The organism is Oceanobacter sp. ABM4_470 (genome assembly GCF_056158645.1).
The window spans coordinates 1189893-1209834 of sequence record NZ_JBSWTR010000001.1; the positions used below are offsets into that span (position 1 = coordinate 1189893).

The following is a 19942-nucleotide window of genomic DNA, read 5'->3' on the forward strand; positions in this document are numbered from 1 at the left end:
CAATTGGCATGAATTGCCGGCTGCCAGGATGAACCTTGCGCCGGCAGTGATTTCAAAGAAAGGAGCTTCGGCTCCTTTTTTTTGTGCCTGGGTTTTTGTGGCTGGTTTTTTGTGTCTGGGGGAGGATTGGCAGTGCGAATACCTGGCCTGATACCAAGGAAAAGTCAGAGCCTGAAAATGCACTAAAGGTGTGCGCTGTGTTTTCTCATGGTGCATTTTATTAGTTGAAGATTACGGTAAATCTGAGTCTCGAAACAACGCTTTCTGATGATTTCTACAAAGCGCTATTAGACTCTTTTTTGATCACTTTTTAAGGCTTTTTCTTGAGTTGTGTAAGAAAGCGACCTGTTTGGGCTTTGAAATGGATCAATTTAGGAAGATCGACTTTCACAAATGAGTACCATGTCCGGCAACGTTTTGCGTAACAGAGGGCTGTACCATGACAACTACAATTCAAGACATCCGTCGCAACATTCGCGACCGTTACCTGAAAGACGAAGCCACTGCGCTGCGTGAACTGGTAGCGAATAGCCGTCTTAACCAAGGTCAGCGCCAGGCCATTTCCACCGCTGCTGCCGAACTGGTTCGTAAGGTCCGTGCCGGTAGCCGACCAACCATGATGGAAAACTTCCTGGCTGAATATGGCCTGACCACACGTGAGGGCGTTGCCCTGATGTGTCTGGCCGAAGCTCTGCTGCGAGTACCCGATTCCTACACCATCGACGCTCTGATCGAAGACAAGGTAGCTCCGGGTCAGTGGAGCGAGCACCTGGGTCAATCCAAATCTGGTTTGGTGAACTCTTCTACCTGGGCACTGATGCTCACCGGTAAAATGATCGCTCCAACCACTGCCGAAGGCGTACGTTCCACCTTGCGTGGTCTGGTAAAACGTCTGGGTGAGCCGGTGATCCGTGTGGCCGTTGGCCAGGCGATGAAAGAACTGGGTCGTCAGTTTGTACTGGGCAGCAACATCAAGAACGCCACCGACCGTGCGCGTAAGCTGGAATCCCGCGGCTACACCTATTCTTACGACATGCTGGGCGAAGCAGCCCGTACAGATGAGCACGCGCTGGAATACCACCGCGCCTACAGCGAAGCGATCGCTGCTCTGGCACCGTTGTGCACTCACAAAACCATGGCCGAAAATCCGGGTATTTCCGTGAAGCTGTCGGCACTGCACCCACGCTACGAATTCGCCAAGCGCGAGCGCGTGATGCAGGAACTGGTTGAGCGTACCCGTGAGCTGGCTCGTCAGGCCAAGAAAGCCAATATGGGCTTTAACATTGATGCTGAAGAAGCCGATCGTCTGGACATCTCTCTCGATGTGATCGTTGCGGTGCTGGAAGATCCGGAACTGGCTGGTTGGGACGGTTTTGGTATTGTCGTACAGGCGTTCGGTCAGCGTGCACCACACGTGATTGAATTCCTTTACGCCCAGGCCAAGCGCCTGAACCGTCGCATCATGGTGCGTCTGGTAAAAGGTGCGTACTGGGATGCCGAAATCAAGCGCGCTCAAACCCTGGGTCTGGATGGCTTCCCGGTATACACCCGTAAGGCACACTCCGATGTGTCCTACCTGTGCTGTGCCGAAAAACTGCTGGGCATGACCGATCACATTTACCCTCAGTTTGCTACTCACAACGCTCATTCTGTGGCGTCTGTACTGAACATGGCCAAGGGCGTGGACAAGACCAAATTCGAGTTCCAGCGTCTGCACGGCATGGGTGAAGCCCTGCACGATGAAGTGCTGAGCAACGAAGGCACACGCTGTCGTATTTACGCTCCGGTTGGCGAACACCGCGACTTGCTGGCGTACCTGGTGCGTCGTTTGTTGGAAAACGGTGCCAACAGCTCCTTCGTAAACCAGATTGTTGATACCCGTATCACCCCGGAAATGATCGCCCGCGATCCGTTTGAAATTTCCGATGTGTTTGGTGAGCCAAAGCCAAGCGGCATGATCCGTCGTTCCGAAAACCTGTTTGGCGAAAACCGTAAAAACGCCAAGGGCTGGGACGTGACTGACGTGGTGGAAGTCGGCGACATGCTGCAACAGCGTGATGCCTTCAAGGCCACTCAGTGGAAAGCCGCGCCGATGATTGCGGGTCAGGTAGAAGGTGGTGCCAAAACTCCGGTACTGAACCCTGCCAATCCGGCCGACGTTGTGGGTGAAGTGACCAACTCAACCCCTACTGACATCGAAGTGGCCATCAGCAACGCCGTTAGCGGTGCTGAAGCCTGGTCCAAAGTGGCTGTTGAAGTCCGTGCAGCGGCTCTGAACAAACTGGCCGACCTGTACGAAGAAAACGCCATCGAACTGTTTGCGTTGACCCAGCGTGAAGCGGGTAAAACCCTGCTGGATGCAGTGGGTGAAGTACGTGAGGCGGTCGACTTTGCTCGCTACTACGCCGATCAGGTCCAGAAGCTGGACGCCAAGGCCAAAGCGGCTGGTGGCAAAGCTGAAGGCCGTGGTGTAATCACCTGTATCTCACCATGGAACTTCCCACTGGCGATTTTCACCGGTCAGATTCTGGCGGCTATTGCAGCGGGTAACTCGGTACTGGCCAAGCCTGCCGACCAAACGCCACTGATTGCAGCGCGTGCGGTTGAAATGATGCTGGAAGCCGGCATTCCTGCCGACGTGATTCAGCTGCTGCCAGGTTCCGGTAAGGACGTTGGTGCGCCGCTGACTTCCGACAGCCGTATTCAGGGTGTGTGCTTCACCGGTTCTACCGCCACTGCACAAACCATCAACAAGGCCATGTCTGCTGCCATGAGCGCCGAAGCGCCTCTGATCGCTGAAACCGGTGGTCTGAACGCCATGATCGTGGATTCCACCGCGCTGCCAGAACAGGTTGTGCGTGATGTACTGGCGTCCTCTTTCCAGAGTGCGGGTCAGCGTTGTTCTGCTCTGCGTGTGCTGTACGTACAGGAAGACATCGCCGACAACCTGCTGAACATGCTGTACGGCGCCATGGACGAGTTGGAACTGGGCAACCCATGGGAACTGACCACTGACGTGGGTCCTGTGATTGACGAAGCTGCTCGCTCCAAAATCGCCAGCTATGTTGAAGGCTTCGCAGCCAAAGGCGGCCTGCTGAAGCGCATGGACGTACCAAAAGACGGTCTGTTTGTTGGCCCTGCGGTTGTTAAGGTTGGCGGCATCAACGACATGCCAGAAGAAATCTTTGGCCCAGTGCTGCACGTGGCGACCTTCAAAGGTGACCAGGTTGAGCAGGTGGTTAACGACATCAACAACCGTGGCTTTGGTCTGACCTTTGGTCTGCATACCCGTATGGATTCCCGTGTGGAATTCGTCACCAAGCGCATCAAAGTGGGCAACGCCTACGTTAACCGTAACCAGATTGGCGCCATCGTTGGCTCCCAGCCGTTCGGCGGTGAAGGTTTGTCCGGTACTGGCCCGAAAGCCGGTGGCCCGCACTACGTAGAACAGTTCATCAAGCCAAGCCGTGCGCTGGAAAGCGCCGAGCTGACCGGTGAAGCGGTTGCGGCCATCAAGCTGGAAGCGGCCCTGACCAAGGCAGCGGGCCTGAGCTTTGCGCCAGCGAAAGACTTGCAGGAATCTCTGGTTCAGCAAGTGAACGACAGCTTTGCCGCGCTGAACATCAAGGTCGACGTGAAAGGCCATGAGCCTGCTGAACTGCCAGGACCGACCGGTGAACTGAACCGTCTGTCTGTTCATGCTCGTGGTGTGATTCTGGTGGTTGGCCCAACTCTGGACCGCGCCATGAAACAGGCTGCCTACGCCCTGGCGTGTGGCAACCAGGTGGTTGTGGTCGCGCCGGGTGCTGAAAACGCCGTGAACCTGCTGCGTGGTCACGAATGGCCGATCGTTGCTATTGATGGCCAGGTTGCCGCCGAAACGCTGACCGCTGTAAACGGTTTTGCCGCTGTGGTTTGCGCTGGTCAGGGCAGCTTTATGGTGGATTACCGTAAAGCGCTGGCTGCTCGTGATGGTGCTTTGCTGCCGCTGATCAACGACGACAGCAACAGCCACCGTTATGTGCTGGAGCGTCACATCTGTATCGATACAACGGCGGCCGGTGGTAACGCCAGCCTGATCGCCTCTGCTGAGTAATCAGCAACACAGTCAGCAGCCACTCGACGCGGTGGCTGCTGACTGACCTTGTTGTAATGGCCAGAGTGTGGCGATTGCAGCAGGGACCCCACCAACCCAGAGAGATTGAGCTTTGGGTTGGCGGTCTTTTGGTTCAATTCTTTGCCCGCTTCGTGCGGGCTTTTTTGTGCCTGTTTAGAGTATCCCTGGTTAGTGGCTAGTAGCCAGCCACTCCGGTTTGGCGATGTTTTGGTTTTCAGATGGCACATCAATCGCTTCCAGCAACGAGCTGGCCATCAAACCGGAGAGGTTTTTCAGCAGCTCTTTCTGGTGCGGCTTGAAGGCAACGCCATCACTGGCAAACAGCAGCAAGAAGGCCTGGCCATCGCTTCCTGAAAAGCCAAATCCGGTAATGAAATTGGTATGGGCGTGTTTGTGCATTTCGCGCAGAAACCGCTCGTCGTGGTGGTTCAGCGCCAGTCCTGATAAATCATCAATGTTGAGCCACTGATCACCTTGGGTGGCTTTCAAACGGCGTCCGAATGACTTGTGCAACGACACCCGTGGATGACGCCAGGCTTTGTGAATATGGTTGGGTGCACAGTCAATCAGCTCGGCGTCCTGCTGGCCCAGCTGCATCAGGCCGACCCAACGAATGCCCAAAGGCTTCTGGCCCGAATTCAAGATGCCTTCCAGTTTGCGGCCGAGGTTGCCACTGCGGCTGAGGTCGCGCACCAGATCCAGCATCAAGCCCGCCGACCAGCTCAGCTCATTGAACGACTGCTGCAAATGACGGGTTTCGCCGCTGCCCTGAATATCAACCGCATGGCCATAGTTGCCCGCGGCCACTGCCTCACACGCCTTGGCGGTTTTGATTACCGGGCGGATCACCCACATCAGAAAGGCCACAAATCCCGCGACGATGTAGCCCACCGCGGCACACAGCAGCAGGGCATTCACTTGCGACAGCTGGTTATCAACGCTGGCTTCCAACTGCACCAGTTCGCTGCCAAGCATTTGGGCGTCGGCCAACATGGTCGGGCCGCTTTCAATGACATACTCTGCAGCCCATTCCAGACGGGGCTCTTCAGGGTCGCCAATCAGCTCATGCAAGCGGTTGTTGAACTGACTCCAGCCGGTCGACATGGCGGGTTGTGTGGTGTTGGCGAGGGTGTCGAAGTTGTCGCCATTCAACAGCCACCAGATTGGATTGCTCGCCGCGCTTTCGGCATGGCGGTCCATGGCTTCGATGCGCTGGCCCAGGGTGCTGATGGCTTGCTGGAATTGTTCGTTGAAAATCACCAGGTCGCGGTTGTAACTCTCGTAGTCGCGGGGGGCGTTTTGTTTGTATTTATCGGCCAGGGCGTTGATTTTTACCAACTCCATGGTCAGTTGCTCAGTTTGGTTGTGCCAATCGGACAGCGCGTTTTGCAACGCCAACGAGCCTTGATACGTCAGACTCAGTGACACCACCAGGGCCAGCAGCAGGCTGGCGGCCAGAATAAATCGGGTAAGCAGGCTATTGAAGAAATCCATATCAGAGACTCTTTGGGGTTAGGTCTCCTTGTGGTCGGGGATGGCGACGATTTCTTACACGATTATTTGAAATTAATGCGTGATGCTCAAAAAAGGGGAGGGGTGATGGGCACGGGGGCCCATCATTCATATGGCTGTCAGCTGGGAACCGTCGCTTAGACCCGGTAGCGGCTTACCAAATCGCGCTGGGTTTTGGCCATGCCCATCAAATCGTTACCGATGCTGGCGGTGCGCTGAGCGCCTTGCAGGTTTTCTTCCGAATGATTGCTGATGGCTTCCAGAGCCGAGCTGATCTCCCGCGCCGTGGCGCTTTGCTCTTCCGTGGCGCTGGCGATCTGGGTGTTCATTTCCGAAATTTGGGTGATCGACAGGTCGATGCCATTAAGGCCCTGTTCAGCTTCACCGGCCACCTGAATGCTTTCTTCGCTGAGCTGAGTGGACTCTGCCATCACTGAGACCACGGCGGTGATCAGTTTTTGCATCAATTCAATGGTTTGCTGGATTTCGACCGTGCTTTGTTTGGTGCGGCTGGCCAGTGAACGAACTTCGTCGGCAACAACCGCAAAGCCGCGACCCTGTTCGCCAGCGCGTGCGGCCTCAATGGCGGCATTCAATGCCAGCAGGTTGGTTTGCTCGGCAATGTTGTGAATGGTTTCAATGATGCTGTCGATCTGGTTGCCGTATTCGTCCAGCTCGTTGGTGGTACCCGATGCCTGACGCACCTGGGCCGCTTGGGTACGAACGTTGGAAATGGCGCGTTCAATGGCCGACTTGGCGTCTTTCATCATGCTGCTGACATTGCCGGTGGCTTGCATGGTTTCTTGCGAGCGGTCGGCTACTTCTTTCACCGACGATTCCATCTGGGTCATAGCGGTGGCGGTTTGCACCACCAGCGCTTTTTGTTTGTCGGCAATGCTGCGCGACGTCGTGGCGGTATCGGCGTTAACACCAGAGGTGTTGTTGAGCTGGTCGGCAGCAGCAGACAGCTTGCTGAAGGTGTCGCGCAGCGACTGGTTCAGCGTATTCAAATAACCGCCCAAATCGGCAAATTCGTCCTTGCCGTTGGCATCAAAACTGACTTGCAGGTTGCCTTTCGACATCTCAACCAGATTGTGACGGAACTGGCCGATGGCATTACGAATGCTACGGGAAATCATCGAGCCAATGATAACGGCCACTAGCACTGCAACCAGTCCCAATCCCAACAGCATGGAGATGCCGGATGACACCGCCGCGGCGCTGGATTCACGGGCCTCGTCCAGCATGACTTTGGTCAGCGCGTTGAATTGCATCACCGCTTGTACCGACGATTCCGTCAGTTCAGTGACGTACTGCTGCTCACCCATGATAGCGGTTTCAAGGTCGTGCTGACGCTGGTAAGCCGCGCGCAAACCTTCCGGGGCATCCATGTGCATCACCAGTTTGGGCACCATAAAACTGAATACCTTGCCGATGCTTTCATTTTCGGCCACAACCGCCTGATAGGACTCCGTGATTACCGGGCCAAGGCCTTTCAGGGATTCGTTCAAAATCAGCATGTCGGGGTTGGCGACATGGCCGCTGAAGGCAGCAATGGCTTTGTTGACGTCACGGCCCAGTGAGTTGATCACCATACGCAGGCTTGGTTTGTAGTAGTCGCGGTATTTCAGCAAGTATTTTTCCAGCTGGCGGCTGAGTTTGGTCATTTGATAAATGCCGTTGGAAACCTGTTCGTCGGCAATAACCTTTTCGCTGTAGTGCTTGAGAATTTCCTCGCCGCTGACGCGCATTTTGTCGGCTAGCTGGCGTATTTCCTCGACACTGGCGGCCACCTCGCTGTTGTTCTGCAACAGGCTGGCAGGCACGCTGCCAATGGCCAGATTGAGGTTGTTGATGGCGGTTGAAAAGGTATCGCGGCTGGCCTGCAGGGCTTCCGGGGTGTGCGACCAGTTGGCTTCAATCAAAGCGATTTTGGCTTCCATCAGGGCCGTTTCTGCACTGGCGGCGGCTTGGCTCAGCGGCACGCTTTCATCAACGATGGCTTCCATTTGTTGGGAGATGCCGGTCAGCGACGCATAGTTGGAGGCGGCTAATACCAGCAAGGCCAACAACATGGCAGCGAATCCGGCGGTGATCTTTTGTACCAGGGTCATGTCTGTTCTCCGATCCGCTTAGTTGAGGAAATCCTGATAATTGTCCTGGGTCACCAGTTTGAAAGGCACCCAGACTTTCTCATCCACTTCGCGACCGCGAATCAGGTTGTTGGCGGCAATCACGGCTTTTTCGGCCTGACGCTGGCCATCCTGCAGTACCGTAACGTCGAGCAGTTGTTTGTCCATGGCTTCGAGGGCGTCATGGGTGGCGTCGATGCCGCCAATCAAAAATTTCTTCGGGTCGAGGCCTTTTTTCTGCAATGCCAGAATAGCGCCCAGGGCCATTTCATCGTTGTTGGCAATGATCATGTCGAAGGTCTGGCCTTCATCTAGCCACTTGGTCACCATAACCATGGCCTCAGAGCGCTGCCAGTTGGCAGTGCCTTCCACCACGATTTTCATATCGGGGTGGTTCTTGATGACATCATGAACGTCCTGGGTACGAATCTGGGCTGCGGGGTTGTCCTCGGCGCCTTTGAGCAGTGCGATATTGGCCTTGTAATTAGCGAGCTTGGCCAGTGCTTCAGTTTGCATGGTGCCGGACTCCACTTCGTTGGAGCCGACGTACACCATGTTGCTGGGATAGTTGCTGATGGGCGGAGCGGCGTTGACGTAAATCAGCGGAATATTGGCTTGACTAACGGTATCAATGATTTGCTGGTTGTAGTCAGGGTCGCCGTTTACGGGCGCGATGATGATGGCGTCGACCTTGGCGTCAACAAACTCACGAATCTGGCTGAGCTGACGTTCCTTGTTGCCGTCGCCATCGGCGATATAGGTGTCGTGCCCCCGATAACCGGCGGATTCTTCAATCGCCATTCTCAACACCGTGAGAAAGTTGTCTTCAAATCGCGGCATGGTGGCAGCGATGACCCCGGAATGGGTTTGGTTCATCAATCCGAACAGGGCGCAGGTTGCGATCACGCGGGCTACAGGCCGAAAAGCTCGCATAGGGAATACTCCGATTTTTCTGTTTTTCTGCATTCAGCATAGGCAATGACCGGGGTTTGGCCAGTTTGCCCACTTTGCTGCTTTGCACATTCAGTGAAGGTGCTTGGAATGTCCTGTACTGAAGGTTAAGTATTGGCAGCTTCCCGAAGTACTGAACGGTCGATTTGCGAATCCTTGGTGTGCAAACTCATAAGGAAAACAAAAAAATAGCTTTAAATAATTAACTTAACGAATCAAAGCCGAGTCGGCAGACTGGAATTATTCAATCGTCAGCTGCTCATACTTTGAGCATATAGCAGCCTCGGTGTCTGGCTGCTTTACTGCTGCTGTAGCGGTTAAACCAAACAATCTACGGAGACAACGACAATGCCAGGTTTCGATAAAGTCGTAGGCAGTTATGAAGAAGCAATGGAAGGCTTGCAGGATGGCATGACCATCATTGCCGGCGGATTTGGTTTGTGTGGTATCCCGGAAAACCTGATCGGTGAGATCAAGCGCAAGGGCACCCGCGACCTGACCATTGTGTCCAACAACTGCGGCGTTGATGGCTTTGGCCTCGGCGTGTTGCTGGAAGACAAACAGGTTAAAAAAATGATTTCGTCCTATGTGGGCGAAAACGCCATGTTTGAACAGCAACTGCTGAACGGCGAGCTGGAAGTAGAACTGACACCACAAGGCACGCTGGCAGAAAAAATGCGCGCTGGTGGCGCGGGTATTCCGGCCTTCTTCACTGCAACCGGCGTTGGCACACCGGTGGGTGAAGGCAAGGAAGTACGTGAGTTCAATGGCCGCGAATATCTGTTGGAAGAATCCATTGTTGGTGACTTTGCCATCGTCAAAGGCTGGAAAGCCGACCGTTACGGCAACGTGATGTACCGTCACACCGCCCAGAACTTCAACCCAATGGCGGCAACGGCGGGCAAGATCACCGTGGTCGAAGTGGAAGAGCTGGTCGAAGTCGGGGAGTTGGAACCTACCCAGATTCATACCCCGGGGATTTATGTGAACCGTTTGATCGTTGGCAGCTTTGAAAAGCGCATCGAAAAACGCACCGTCACTGAATCCTGATTTCAACGCTGAGACAGCTTCCAACGACTAGAGGGGAATGAACATGGCACTTACTCGTGAACAAATGGCACAACGCGTTGCCCGCGAACTTCAGGATGGCTTTTACGTAAACCTGGGCATTGGTATTCCAACGCTGGTGGCTAACTACGTGCCGGAAGGCATGGAAGTGATGCTGCAATCCGAGAACGGGCTGCTGGGCATGGGCCGGTTTCCAACCGAAGACGAACTCGACGCCGATATGATCAATGCCGGTAAGCAAACCGTGACGGCGGTGCCGGGGGCGTCCATTTTCAACTCCGCAGATTCCTTTGCCATGATCCGTGGTGGTCATGTCGATTTGACGGTGCTGGGTGCGTTTGAGGTGGATGTGAACGGCAACATTGCCAGCTGGATGATCCCTGGCAAACTGGTGAAAGGCATGGGTGGGGCAATGGACCTGGTGGCCGGTGCCGACAACATCATTGTGACCATGACCCACGCTTCCAAGCACGGCGAATCCAAGCTGCTGGCCGACTGTTCACTGCCACTGACCGGCAAGGGCTGCATCAAGAAGGTTTTGACCGACCTGGCATGGCTTGAAATAGAAGACGGCGCTTTTCATCTGAAAGAACGGGCACCAGGCGTGTCGGTTGAAGAAATTGCCGAAAAAACCGCCGGTAAACTGATCGTGCCAGACCACGTACCGGAAATGACATTCTGATCGAATACCTGCCGTTAAGGCAGAGCGCCACAGCACCCGTGGAGCGTGAAAACCGTCGCTGATTCAGCGACACAAGAAAACCGGTGTCATCAGGAAGGTGGCATCGGTTTTTTTATTTCTGACTTTTTATTCCTGTTTTCTATTCCTGCTTTCTATTAAAAGACCCTAATACAAGCCCAAACGTGGCGATTTCGGCAGGTTAGGGGGAATACTGCCGCCACCGTGGCGATCTTCTTCACGGCGCACCTGCATCGATTGCTTGGACGTTTTGTGTTCGTACATGCGCCGGTCGGCTTCGGCCATGCTTTGGTGCTTGTCGCTGCTGCTCACGCCATAGCCAAGACCATAGCTGATGCCCGCCATGGGCCACTGACGTTGCAGGCGTGCTTCGATATCGGTAATGCAGTGATTAATCTGCTGTTCCAGTTCTGTGTTGTCGGTCCTTACACGGCTTCTTAACCAGACAAATTCATCACCGCCGACACGGAATAACTGGCCATCGTTGGGTAAATGCTGCTGTAGCTCTTTGACGGCTTCGATCAGGAAACGGTCGCCCTCACTGTGGCCAAGCTGATCGTTAATGCCTTTCATGCCATCAAAATCGATAAACACAATCAGATAGCGACGGTCGAGTTTCGCCATGTGTTCGTCCAGCGCAAAACGATTGCCCGCGCCGGTCAAACGGTCGATGTGTGCCTGGCGGGTAACGGTTCCAAGCTCCAGTTGCTTGGCGCGCAGCCACTCGGCCAGTGCCAGCAAAATACACAGGCAATCCAGCGATAGCGCGATAAGAACCGTCATTTCAGGGTAATAAAAACCGGCTTCTGGCAGTGCGTGCGAGGCCATGTAGTAAACCAGCGAGGCACTGTAGAGCAGGTTGCCTATAAAGTAATACCAGGCCCGAACACCGTAGCGACGCAGGTTGGCCAGCGCCACTGCCAGGCTGCATCCGACCCAAATCGACGCCATCAGATGGGCAAAATAGAACACTGGGGTAAATGGCAGAAGCAGCAACAACGGGCTGCTAACAGCACCTACCACTGCAACTGCCATCATGACGCGGTGAAGCCTTGGATTGTGCTTTTTCAGACTGAACAAACCGGCGGTAAACATGGCGGCGCAAGCGATCGCCGCCGGGAACAGATACATGCCGCCGTAGCCGGTATTCACCTGCCAAGGCCCAAGCGCGTTAATCAGCCCTGCGGACATCGCCCAGCCAGCCGAATGCAGCCCCACATAACCGGCGTACCAGAACGTCACCGGCTGACAGGTTCTCCAGAACACCACCATTGCCAGAATCGCCATCGTAAGCAACGTAAACACCGCCCCAAGCGTGGTGAAGTTGACCCATTGCTGGTGGCGAAAATAACGCTCGGCGCTGTAAACGCTGACGGTGACCGGTGTGGTGTAGTGTTCGGCATCGATCACAACCCACAAGGTACCGGCTTGCGGCAGACCGGGTTCTATCCGGAACGTCTGGGCGTGGGCAAGAAACGGCGCGGTCAGCGGGCTGGATACCGAAAAGTCTGCAATGGGCTGCGGCACTTGCCCGTCGGCTTGCCAAAATGCACGACCGGTATCGACAAAGTTGCTGTTTACCACCACGTAGGGAAAATCAGACGGGTTGTGGTCAGTGGCTATTTTCGCCACGAACTGGCCAGAGCGGCCGATCAGGGAGTTCACAGCGGGCTGAGCGACAGGCGAGGCAAGCGTGCCATTGAACCAGGCGCTGAGCGTTGAATTCTGTAACGGGTGCCACAGTGAGCGGTCGAGCAATACGTGCCTTGAAGACGAATTGTTGTTGTCCGTACCCGTGGCGGTCGTTTCCGGGCTACCGGGCGATGCAAGGCTGGAGGGAATAACATACAGCAGCAGGCCAAACAGCCACAGCGTGCGTTTGATGGCGTTTACTGCACTCATGGTGGCTCCTGCAACCATCCCCTTTGGATGGCCAAATCCTAACAAAGCGTCAGTAAAAGTCAGGCGTCTGCGTGATTCTTTTTGTAATTGACCGGTTGATCAACTTTGTGGCGGGTAATGGTCTTCCAACGCACCTTCCAAAAGGCAAAACAGCCTGTTGCGGACTGGCACCGGCCGACAGACTGCGAGACAATAGCTGACCGCTTGGTCGATTCGGATTTTTGGCCAAATGGACTAATCTTGTAAGACGTATTTCACTCCACAGGTCCTCATGAACGATTTCAAACAATGGCTACGCGCCATGCCCAAAGCCGAACTTCACCTGCACATTGACGGTAGCTTGCAGGCTTCCCGTTTGTTGCAGTTGGCAGCGAAAAACGGCGTTGATATTCCTTACGACAGCGTGGAGTCGGTAGAGCAGGCCTATAACTTCGAAGACCTGCAAAGCTTCCTGGATTTGTACTATCTGGGCGCTTCGGTACTGCGAGACGAGGAAGACTTCTATTTCCTGATGAAGGACTACCTCGACAAGTGCCATGAACAAAACATCATTCATACCGAAATCATGGTCGAGCCGCAAACCTACCTGCCGTACGGCGTTGCGGTTGAAACCGTGCTGGCGGGCTTTCGCAAGGCCATTGCCGAAGCCAGGGAACAGAACGGCCAGTCGGCCCTGATGATTCTCAGTATGTTGCGCCACCTGAGCGAAGACGAAGCTCTGGCCATGCTCGACAGCGTTGAGCCTTTCCGTGACGACTTTGTCGGCATAGGTCTGGCCAGCTCGGAAGTGGGCAACCCGCCGGAAAAATTCGAGCGTTTGTACGCCAAGGCCAAATCGCTGGGCTACAAACTGATTGCTCATGCGGGTGAAGAAGGGCCGCCATCCTACATCTGGGGGGCATTGGACCTTCTGCACGTCGACCGTGTTGACCACGGCGTACGCTGTGTTGAAGACGACGTACTGGTTGAGCGTTTGGTGAAAGAGCAAATTCCACTAACGGTTTGCCCGCTGTCTAACGTACGTTTGTGCGTGTTCGACAAAATGGCCGACCACAACCTGTTGGAGATGCTCGACAAAGGCCTCTGCGTAACGGTTAACTCCGATGACCCGACTTACTTCGGCGGCTTTATGAACGAGAACTTTGAGTCTCTGGCAGACGAGCTGGGCATGACCAAAGAACAAGCGCTGAAACTGTCGGCCAACGGCTTTAACGCCAGCTTCCTGAGTGACGATGCCAAAGCGGCTATGCTGGCCAAACTGGATGCCTTCGCCGCTGCCTGATAATGGCTGCCTTGAAGGCGCTAAGAAACAGCACCACCGCCAGCTACCGGGTAGCTGGCGGTTTCTCGTTTTGCTTGTGGTAACCTGACCGGGCTCACCGGAATTTAACCGGGCCAGAAAAGGAACAGGCACCATGGCGCTACTTACCCGGGTACGAAAAGACCCCATACACTTCCTGCTGATTACCATAACCGCACCGGCTATATACGGTTTGATTGTGCCCGTGGTGGTTGTCGACCTGTGCGTCAGCCTGTATCAGAAAATCTGTTTCCCCGCTTACCGCATACCACAGGTTAAACGCAGCAATTACCTGGCATTCGACCGTGGCAAGCTGCAATACCTGAACGCCTTCCAGAAAATTAATTGCCTGTATTGCGACTACGCCAACGGCGTCTTTGCCTACGCGGCGGAAGTTGCCGGACGCACCGAATGGTATTGGTGCCCCATCAAACACCCCAAGCACGAAGACAAAGACGCCCTGCGAGTGCACGAGCATTACAACAAATTCATTGAATACGGCGACGGCGAAGACTTTCCCAAGAAGCACAAAGCCCGCCGTACCGCCTGCCGAGCGTGCGAAGCACCTTGCGACACGAGCACCAAGTAAATACCGATGGAAATATAGGCCTAGTGCGGGCTGGTGATGTGTTGGGATGTATTGGATGGCACTCGCTGCGCTCGTTTATCCAACCTACGTTTTACCGTTTTTCGGCTGGTGGTTAAGTATCGCGTCCAAACCATTTGGTTGTTTTCTGAGCAATAGACCTTTGTATCATAATGTGCCTAAGGTCTGATTGTTGGCCCGTTTCACACCCTCATAATCGCAATGACTTCAAATAGATCAGTGTGATTATGAAAGATAATAATAAAACCTCATATCAAACCTCTTCCGAAAGCGCTTACAACAGAAACCGAAAGCCGCGTTCTGAATTCGCAACGCGCTCGGAATATCTGGAACACGAACTTCAGGTAATGGACCCCAAGCGCTGGCGTCCGAACTTGCCGTTTCGGGATTATCGTTTCGAGATCGAAGACTGGGTGCCTGCCATGGCAGCGACCATTGGCAAAATTGTTATGGTGGCGGCTGTAGTGGGAGCCTTTGCCATGCCACTGGGCTTGTCGCCCGAGTTTGTGATTGAAAACGCCCGTTTTGAAATGCTGATCGCCGCGATCTTATTCGTAGTATTGGTTTCCGGCTTTCTGAACCCAACCAGCAACCTGGCCGGTACACATGGCCCGTTGATTCCCTTGATTCCATTGATTGTGGCTTCGGGCGGACACCCGATGGCACTGGGCTTAATGATTGGTGTGTTCGGTTTTATTTTGGGGATCACCAAAGGCGGTAGCCTGTTGGCCAAGCTCACCAGCAAGGGTGTGTGTGGCGGTTTGCTGTTGTATCTGGGCTTTATCGGCGTCACCGGGCAGGTGGCAAAGCTGTTTGCCTGGGCGGAAAGTTTCGACATGGCCTACATCGCCTTCGTGGTGATCATCGGCACCATCATTATGTACGCCTGGCTGGAGCACATTCAGATGCGTTGGCTGGCCATACCTTTGGGTTCTGTATTTGCGGCCTTGGTTGCATTGGCCTTGGGTGCACCGTTTGAATTCAAAACCGAACCGGGTATTCCGAACCTTGACCCGACCTATTGGTGGGGTGAAAACACCGGTTGGCAACTGGGTTTGCCGGGGTTGGAGCATTTTATTGCGGTAGCGCCGTTTGCAGTACTGGCAGTGGCCATGTGGTCACCGGACTTTTTGGGTCACCGGGTGTTTCAGGAGCTGAGCTATCCGAAAAAGACCGACAAGGTACTGATGAACATCGACGACACCATGCTGTCGACCTCCGCTCGTCAGGCGGTAGGTAGCTTGCTGGGTGGCGGTAACCTGTCGTCTTCCTGGGGGACGTATATTGTGCCAGCCGCGATTGCCAAACGTCCGATTCCCGCGGGCGCTATTTTGACCGGTTTACTGTGCGTGGTCGCGGCGATTTGGGGTTACCCGATGGATCTGGCGATCTGGCAGCCGGTGCTGAGCGTGGCGCTGATTGTTGGTGTGTTCCTGCCGTTGCTGGAAGCGGGCATGCAGATGACCCGGGAAGGCAAAACCACTCAATCCGCTGCGATTGTGATTTTCTCTTCGGCGTTGGTGAACCCGGTGTTTGGTTGGTCTTTGACTATGGTGCTCGACAATTTGGGCCTGATTGGCTGTAAAGAGCGGGGCAAGGAGTTGGGGCATACCGGTCGCTGGATTATTCCAGGCATCACGTTTGTGGTGCTGTGTACCGTGATGGCGATGATTGGCATGTTCCCGGGCATTCCTGCATTGATGGAGTCGTTCCGGACGATTGCCGGGTAATTTCCTGAGAACGAAGCCCCTGAAAACAAGCACCCCGGCATGCGCCGGGGTCTTTGTTTTATGCAGAGAGCTTTATACAGACAGCTCCACGCGGGTAAATTCAGTCGCTATTACAGCGGGCTGAACGTCACGCTGTCGAACGCTACGGTCAGGCGGGAGTGCTGAGTACCACCCCAGTTGCCCAAGCCAACAACCTGGCCTGCAGTAACGGTGAAGGTTTCTGAGCCAGTAGTGGTGCCAACGGTGTTGCTCAGCAGGGTTTCAGTGCCGCCGATGTTGACATAGCACCTTGAGCCATAGTCACCGGCAACCGTGATAGAACAAGTCCAGTTAAAGGTCAGCTGAACATCCGCAGGAACCGTCAATTCTGCACGACGACCGCCGCCAATAGAGCTTTCGTACACAGAGAAAGAGCTGCCGGAAGCGGTGTAGCTGGCGTTGTCTGCGAAGGTCCAGTTGCCGCCGTCAAAGGCGTAAGAGAATGGCTCAACTTCCGCGAAGGCGATGTTAGAGAAGCTGGCGCTCAGGCGAGAGTACTGAGTACCGCCCCAGTTACCCAGGCCCAGTACCTGACCCGCGGTTACGTCGATGGTCACGGTGCCATTGGCGGAACCAACCGTGTCGCTCAGGGTGGTGTTTACGCCGTCCAGCAGGTAGTAGCAGCGTGAACCGTAGTCACCGGCAACCGTGATGTTACAGCTCCAGTCGAAAGTAATCTGACCATCAGCCTGTATGGTGATTTCAGCGCGCTTGCCACCACCAATAGAGCTCTCGAAGATGTTGAATTGGGTCTCGGTGACGTTATAGGCCGCATTGTCTACAAAGGCCCAATTGCCGCTGTTGAAGGCGTAAGAGAACTCAACCACTGGCGGGGTTTCCAGTACCAGAGTCAGGTTTTCAACGTCCAGCGGGTTCACGGTGAAGGTGACGGTTTTCAGATCGCCAGTGGATTCATCAGTAGCGGTCAGAGTGTATTCACCAGCGGTCAGGTAAACCTTGGCGTAGCCTTGGGTGCCGTAAGTACCGCTGTTGGTTACTGCCAGTACGTCTTCGGCTGCGTTGGTGATGACGGCACCGCTGACAGGCGCGCCAGCTGCGTTCTCAACATTGATGCCCACAACAGCCAGAATGTTGCCGCTAACAACCGCACGACGAATCAGGGTGATGTCGCAGTTGAATGTCTGGCTCAGGTTGTTCAGGGTCCAGCTGTTGTTACAGGTGGCGATTTGGTCAGACGTGGTGGTGTCGGTGAAGGTAATCGATACGTTAACGTCGTCGTATTGCAGGTCGTTCAGAACGAATTCCGCCAGGTAGCTGCCATCACCCTGTTGAACCAGGTACAGCTCGCTTTCTTGCAACGGATTTTTCGGGCCAACCAATGCGAGAGTGGCGGTCAGGTTGTTTACACCGCCGACTTCGTCAATCACTTCAGCTGGAACCGTCACAGCAATGTTGGCGTCGCCACCATTTTCAGTCAGCTCGAACTGAACTTCGCCGTACAGAGGCACGATGTCCATGGCCAGATCGGTACCGTAGTTTACGATCTGGGCTTCCTGCGCATCGAGAGATTTACCCACTTGGGTAGCGCCGTCGTACAGAGCCAGTTCGATGGTGTGTTCGCCGGTTGGCAGGTTTGCAAAGGTCTCGCTCAGGCCGGTGGTCGGATTGATACTGAACACCTGTTCCAGGCCGCCATCTACCTGAATACCCATGGACGGGTCGGCAACCACAGCCAGCTCGTCGGTAGAGTAGGCAAACTTGAAGTAGGCCAGACGGTCGATGATGGTAACGTCGCTCAGGAAGTCGCCAATGATCGGCTTGATAGTCATCTCAAGGGTGTTTTCGCCATCAATGATGGTTTCATTGCTGTAACCGGCGTACTGCTGGTTGCCTTCGGTGATCAGCAATTCGAAGTCGTAGTTGGCTGGCGACAGGATCAACGTCTGGTTGCTGCTGGCAACGAAGGTTTCGTCATCCAGGTTGATGGTCCAGGTAACGGTTTCAACATTGCCCGCGTTGCTGCCCGACAGAGCCGTTGCGCTCAGTTCACCACGCAGGATCTGATTGGCGGCCGCAGTACGCAATGCTTCATTACCCGCGATGTTCTGGCTCAGCAACGCCGCAACATCGTAGTTCATGGCGACAGTCGCCTGGGTTGATTCCTGTTCATTCGAAGCAGTTTCATTGCCCGCGCCGCCACAAGCAGCAACAAGTGCTGAAACGCCAATCAAACAGCCCAAACGGGCCGGATTAAACGACAACATATTCCACACCTTTTGTTTGAAATTTCCAGTACGTCTTTGGCGCCGAAAACAACGGCTCAAAAACGGAACCCGGAGCTCATACGAGTCCTCCGGCGGAATATGCACTTACGTAACGTTAAGTCAATATATGTAATTAATATGTGACTCAATGTAATCAAAATAAGATTAACAATGGTTCAATAAAAGATTGTTAAATTAATTTAGGCGCAAAAAAACCTAGCGGTTAACAGAGGTGTCGAGGTGTGTGGTGCGCTCTATGGCAGGCAAGTAAGTGCTTTGATTGATCCAAAAAAATGAACAAATACACCGCTGTCTTCGATTGAAAAACGGTAATTTTCAAATTATCAGGAAGGCGTGAGATTTTGGCTTGGCTTGGCTTGGCTTGGCTTGGCTGGTGGTGCTGGTGCTGTTGGCGGTATTCTGATTGATTCATGACGTCGCTCTCGTAGTAAAACTCTTTTACGTTTGCCATGAACTGAATTGTCATACTGTAACATTCACTTCTAACTCAGGCCGGAGCGCCTGTTACTACCGCAACCAGTAAAGAGTCACTATGAGCGCACAAGCAGTAGCCATCCCGACCAATATCATCACCGGTTTTCTGGGTGTGGGGAAAACCACCTCGATCAATTCGTTGCTGGCAAACAAGCCCGACGGTGAAAGCTGGGCGGTACTGGTGAATGAATTCGGTCAGATCGGTATCGATCAGGAAATGATGCCGGATCAGGACGGCCTACAGGTAAAAGAGCTGGCGGGCGGCTGTATTTGCTGTGAACTGGGGCCATCGCTGCACAAAACCGTGAAAGCGTTGATTGAGCAGGCCAAACCGGATCGCTTGATTATTGAGCCAACTGGCATCGGTCACCCTGAAGGCATCATCGATACCCTGATGGGCCCGGCTTTCAAGGACAAGCTCGATTTACGTGCCACCATTTGCTTGCTTGACCCGCGCTCACTGGGGCTGGAAGAAGTCGTTGGTAGTGAAATCTTCCACGACCAGCTGAATTTGGCCGACGTGGTGCTCATCAACAAATGCGATTTGGCTGACCCGTCACAGGTGGATGTGGTGGAGGAAAGCCTGAACAACATGTTCCCGCCCAAACAACATATTGGCCGTATAACCCGCGGCGATATTAGCCCGGAATTGCTGGATCTGGTGCGTAACGGCGAACTGAAATCGCAGTTTCCGCAGGCTCACGCGCACAATCACAGTCATGGCCATCATCACGATCACGACCATTCTCATGATCACACCCATGAACATAATCATAGCCACCATCATTCCCACAATCACGAACCAGAATTGGTCGCTGAACCGGGTAAACCTATTTGCAAAACCGGTAATGGCAGTGGCCTGCACAGCTGCGGCTGGATATTCCACCGCGACGATTGCTTCGACTACTGGGCGCTGGAAGAGATTCTTAACGGCATTGAAGGCGTCAGCCGCATCAAAGGTGTCATACGAATCGGCCGCGACTGGGTGTTCTACAACCGCGTTAAAGACGAACACGACTTCGACAAAGTCGCCTACCGCCGAGACAGCCGTATTGAAATTATCAGCCCGACAGCGCTGGAGTGGCAGAAAATTGAAACCGCCATGCTGGGGTGTTTGACGAAGGGCTGAGGGATTCGAACTTTATGTTCGGTTTTGATGGGCGC

At 54.2% G+C, this 19942-nt stretch carries 12 protein-coding genes; 7 read left to right on the forward strand and 5 right to left on the reverse strand.

Going from position 1 to position 19942, the window contains the following annotated elements:
• Positions 1-439 precede the first annotated feature (439 nt).
• Positions 440-4096, forward strand: a complete 3657-nt coding sequence (putA, locus tag ACXADJ_RS05195; RefSeq protein WP_475063833.1) for a bifunctional proline dehydrogenase/L-glutamate gamma-semialdehyde dehydrogenase PutA — start codon at positions 440-442, stop codon at positions 4094-4096.
• A gap of 189 nt (positions 4097-4285) precedes the next feature.
• On the opposite strand, the gene ACXADJ_RS05200 is transcribed toward putA, so the two are convergent.
• The 3 genes from ACXADJ_RS05200 to ACXADJ_RS05210 form a co-directional block, all read right to left on the reverse strand.
• On the reverse strand, positions 4286-5611 hold the full coding sequence (locus ACXADJ_RS05200; protein WP_475063836.1) for a HAMP domain-containing protein: 1326 nt from the start codon (positions 5609-5611) through the stop codon (positions 4286-4288).
• A 155-nt stretch (positions 5612-5766) separates the two neighbouring features.
• Positions 5767-7743, reverse strand: coding sequence for a methyl-accepting chemotaxis protein (locus ACXADJ_RS05205; protein ID WP_475063838.1), 1977 nt, complete (start codon positions 7741-7743; stop codon positions 5767-5769).
• A gap of 18 nt (positions 7744-7761) precedes the next feature.
• Positions 7762-8694 carry a substrate-binding domain-containing protein gene (locus ACXADJ_RS05210; RefSeq protein WP_475063841.1) on the reverse strand — a complete coding sequence of 311 codons (933 nt, stop codon included), beginning with the start codon at positions 8692-8694 and terminating at the stop codon, positions 7762-7764.
• A 366-nt stretch (positions 8695-9060) separates the two neighbouring features.
• Between ACXADJ_RS05210 and ACXADJ_RS05215 the strand changes: the two genes are divergently transcribed.
• Both ACXADJ_RS05215 and ACXADJ_RS05220 read left to right on the forward strand, forming a co-directional pair.
• Entirely contained in the window at positions 9061-9762 is a 702-nt protein-coding gene (locus tag ACXADJ_RS05215) for a CoA transferase subunit A (RefSeq protein ID WP_475063843.1), read from the forward strand.
• Between the two features lie 43 nt (positions 9763-9805).
• A complete protein-coding gene (locus tag ACXADJ_RS05220; RefSeq protein WP_475063845.1) occupies positions 9806-10462 on the forward strand; it encodes a CoA transferase subunit B in 657 nt (218 codons plus the stop codon).
• A gap of 165 nt (positions 10463-10627) precedes the next feature.
• Here ACXADJ_RS05220 and ACXADJ_RS05225 read toward each other — a convergent pair whose 3' ends face one another.
• On the reverse strand, positions 10628-12382 hold the full coding sequence (locus ACXADJ_RS05225) for a sensor domain-containing diguanylate cyclase (protein WP_475063847.1): 1755 nt from the start codon (positions 12380-12382) through the stop codon (positions 10628-10630).
• A 271-nt stretch (positions 12383-12653) separates the two neighbouring features.
• Here ACXADJ_RS05225 and ACXADJ_RS05230 point away from each other — a divergent pair, with 271 nt between their 5' ends.
• The 3 genes from ACXADJ_RS05230 (at position 12654) to ACXADJ_RS05240 (ending at position 16019) form a co-directional block, all read left to right on the forward strand.
• On the forward strand, positions 12654-13664 hold the full coding sequence (locus ACXADJ_RS05230; RefSeq protein WP_475063849.1) for an adenosine deaminase: 1011 nt from the start codon (positions 12654-12656) through the stop codon (positions 13662-13664).
• 133 nt (positions 13665-13797) lie between these two features.
• Positions 13798-14271, forward strand: coding sequence for a hypothetical protein (locus ACXADJ_RS05235; protein ID WP_475063851.1), 474 nt, complete (start codon positions 13798-13800; stop codon positions 14269-14271).
• 245 nt (positions 14272-14516) lie between these two features.
• Positions 14517-16019, forward strand: a complete 1503-nt coding sequence (locus ACXADJ_RS05240; protein ID WP_475063853.1) for a DUF3360 family protein — start codon at positions 14517-14519, stop codon at positions 16017-16019.
• 110 nt (positions 16020-16129) lie between these two features.
• On the opposite strand, the gene ACXADJ_RS05245 is transcribed toward ACXADJ_RS05240, so the two are convergent.
• Complete coding sequence (locus ACXADJ_RS05245) at positions 16130-18283, reverse strand: hypothetical protein (protein ID WP_475063855.1); 2154 nt, start codon at positions 18281-18283, stop codon at positions 16130-16132.
• A 553-nt stretch (positions 18284-18836) separates the two neighbouring features.
• Here ACXADJ_RS05245 and ACXADJ_RS05250 point away from each other — a divergent pair.
• Complete coding sequence (locus ACXADJ_RS05250) at positions 18837-19907, forward strand: CobW family GTP-binding protein (protein ID WP_475063857.1); 1071 nt, start codon at positions 18837-18839, stop codon at positions 19905-19907.
• Positions 19908-19942 lie beyond the last annotated feature (35 nt).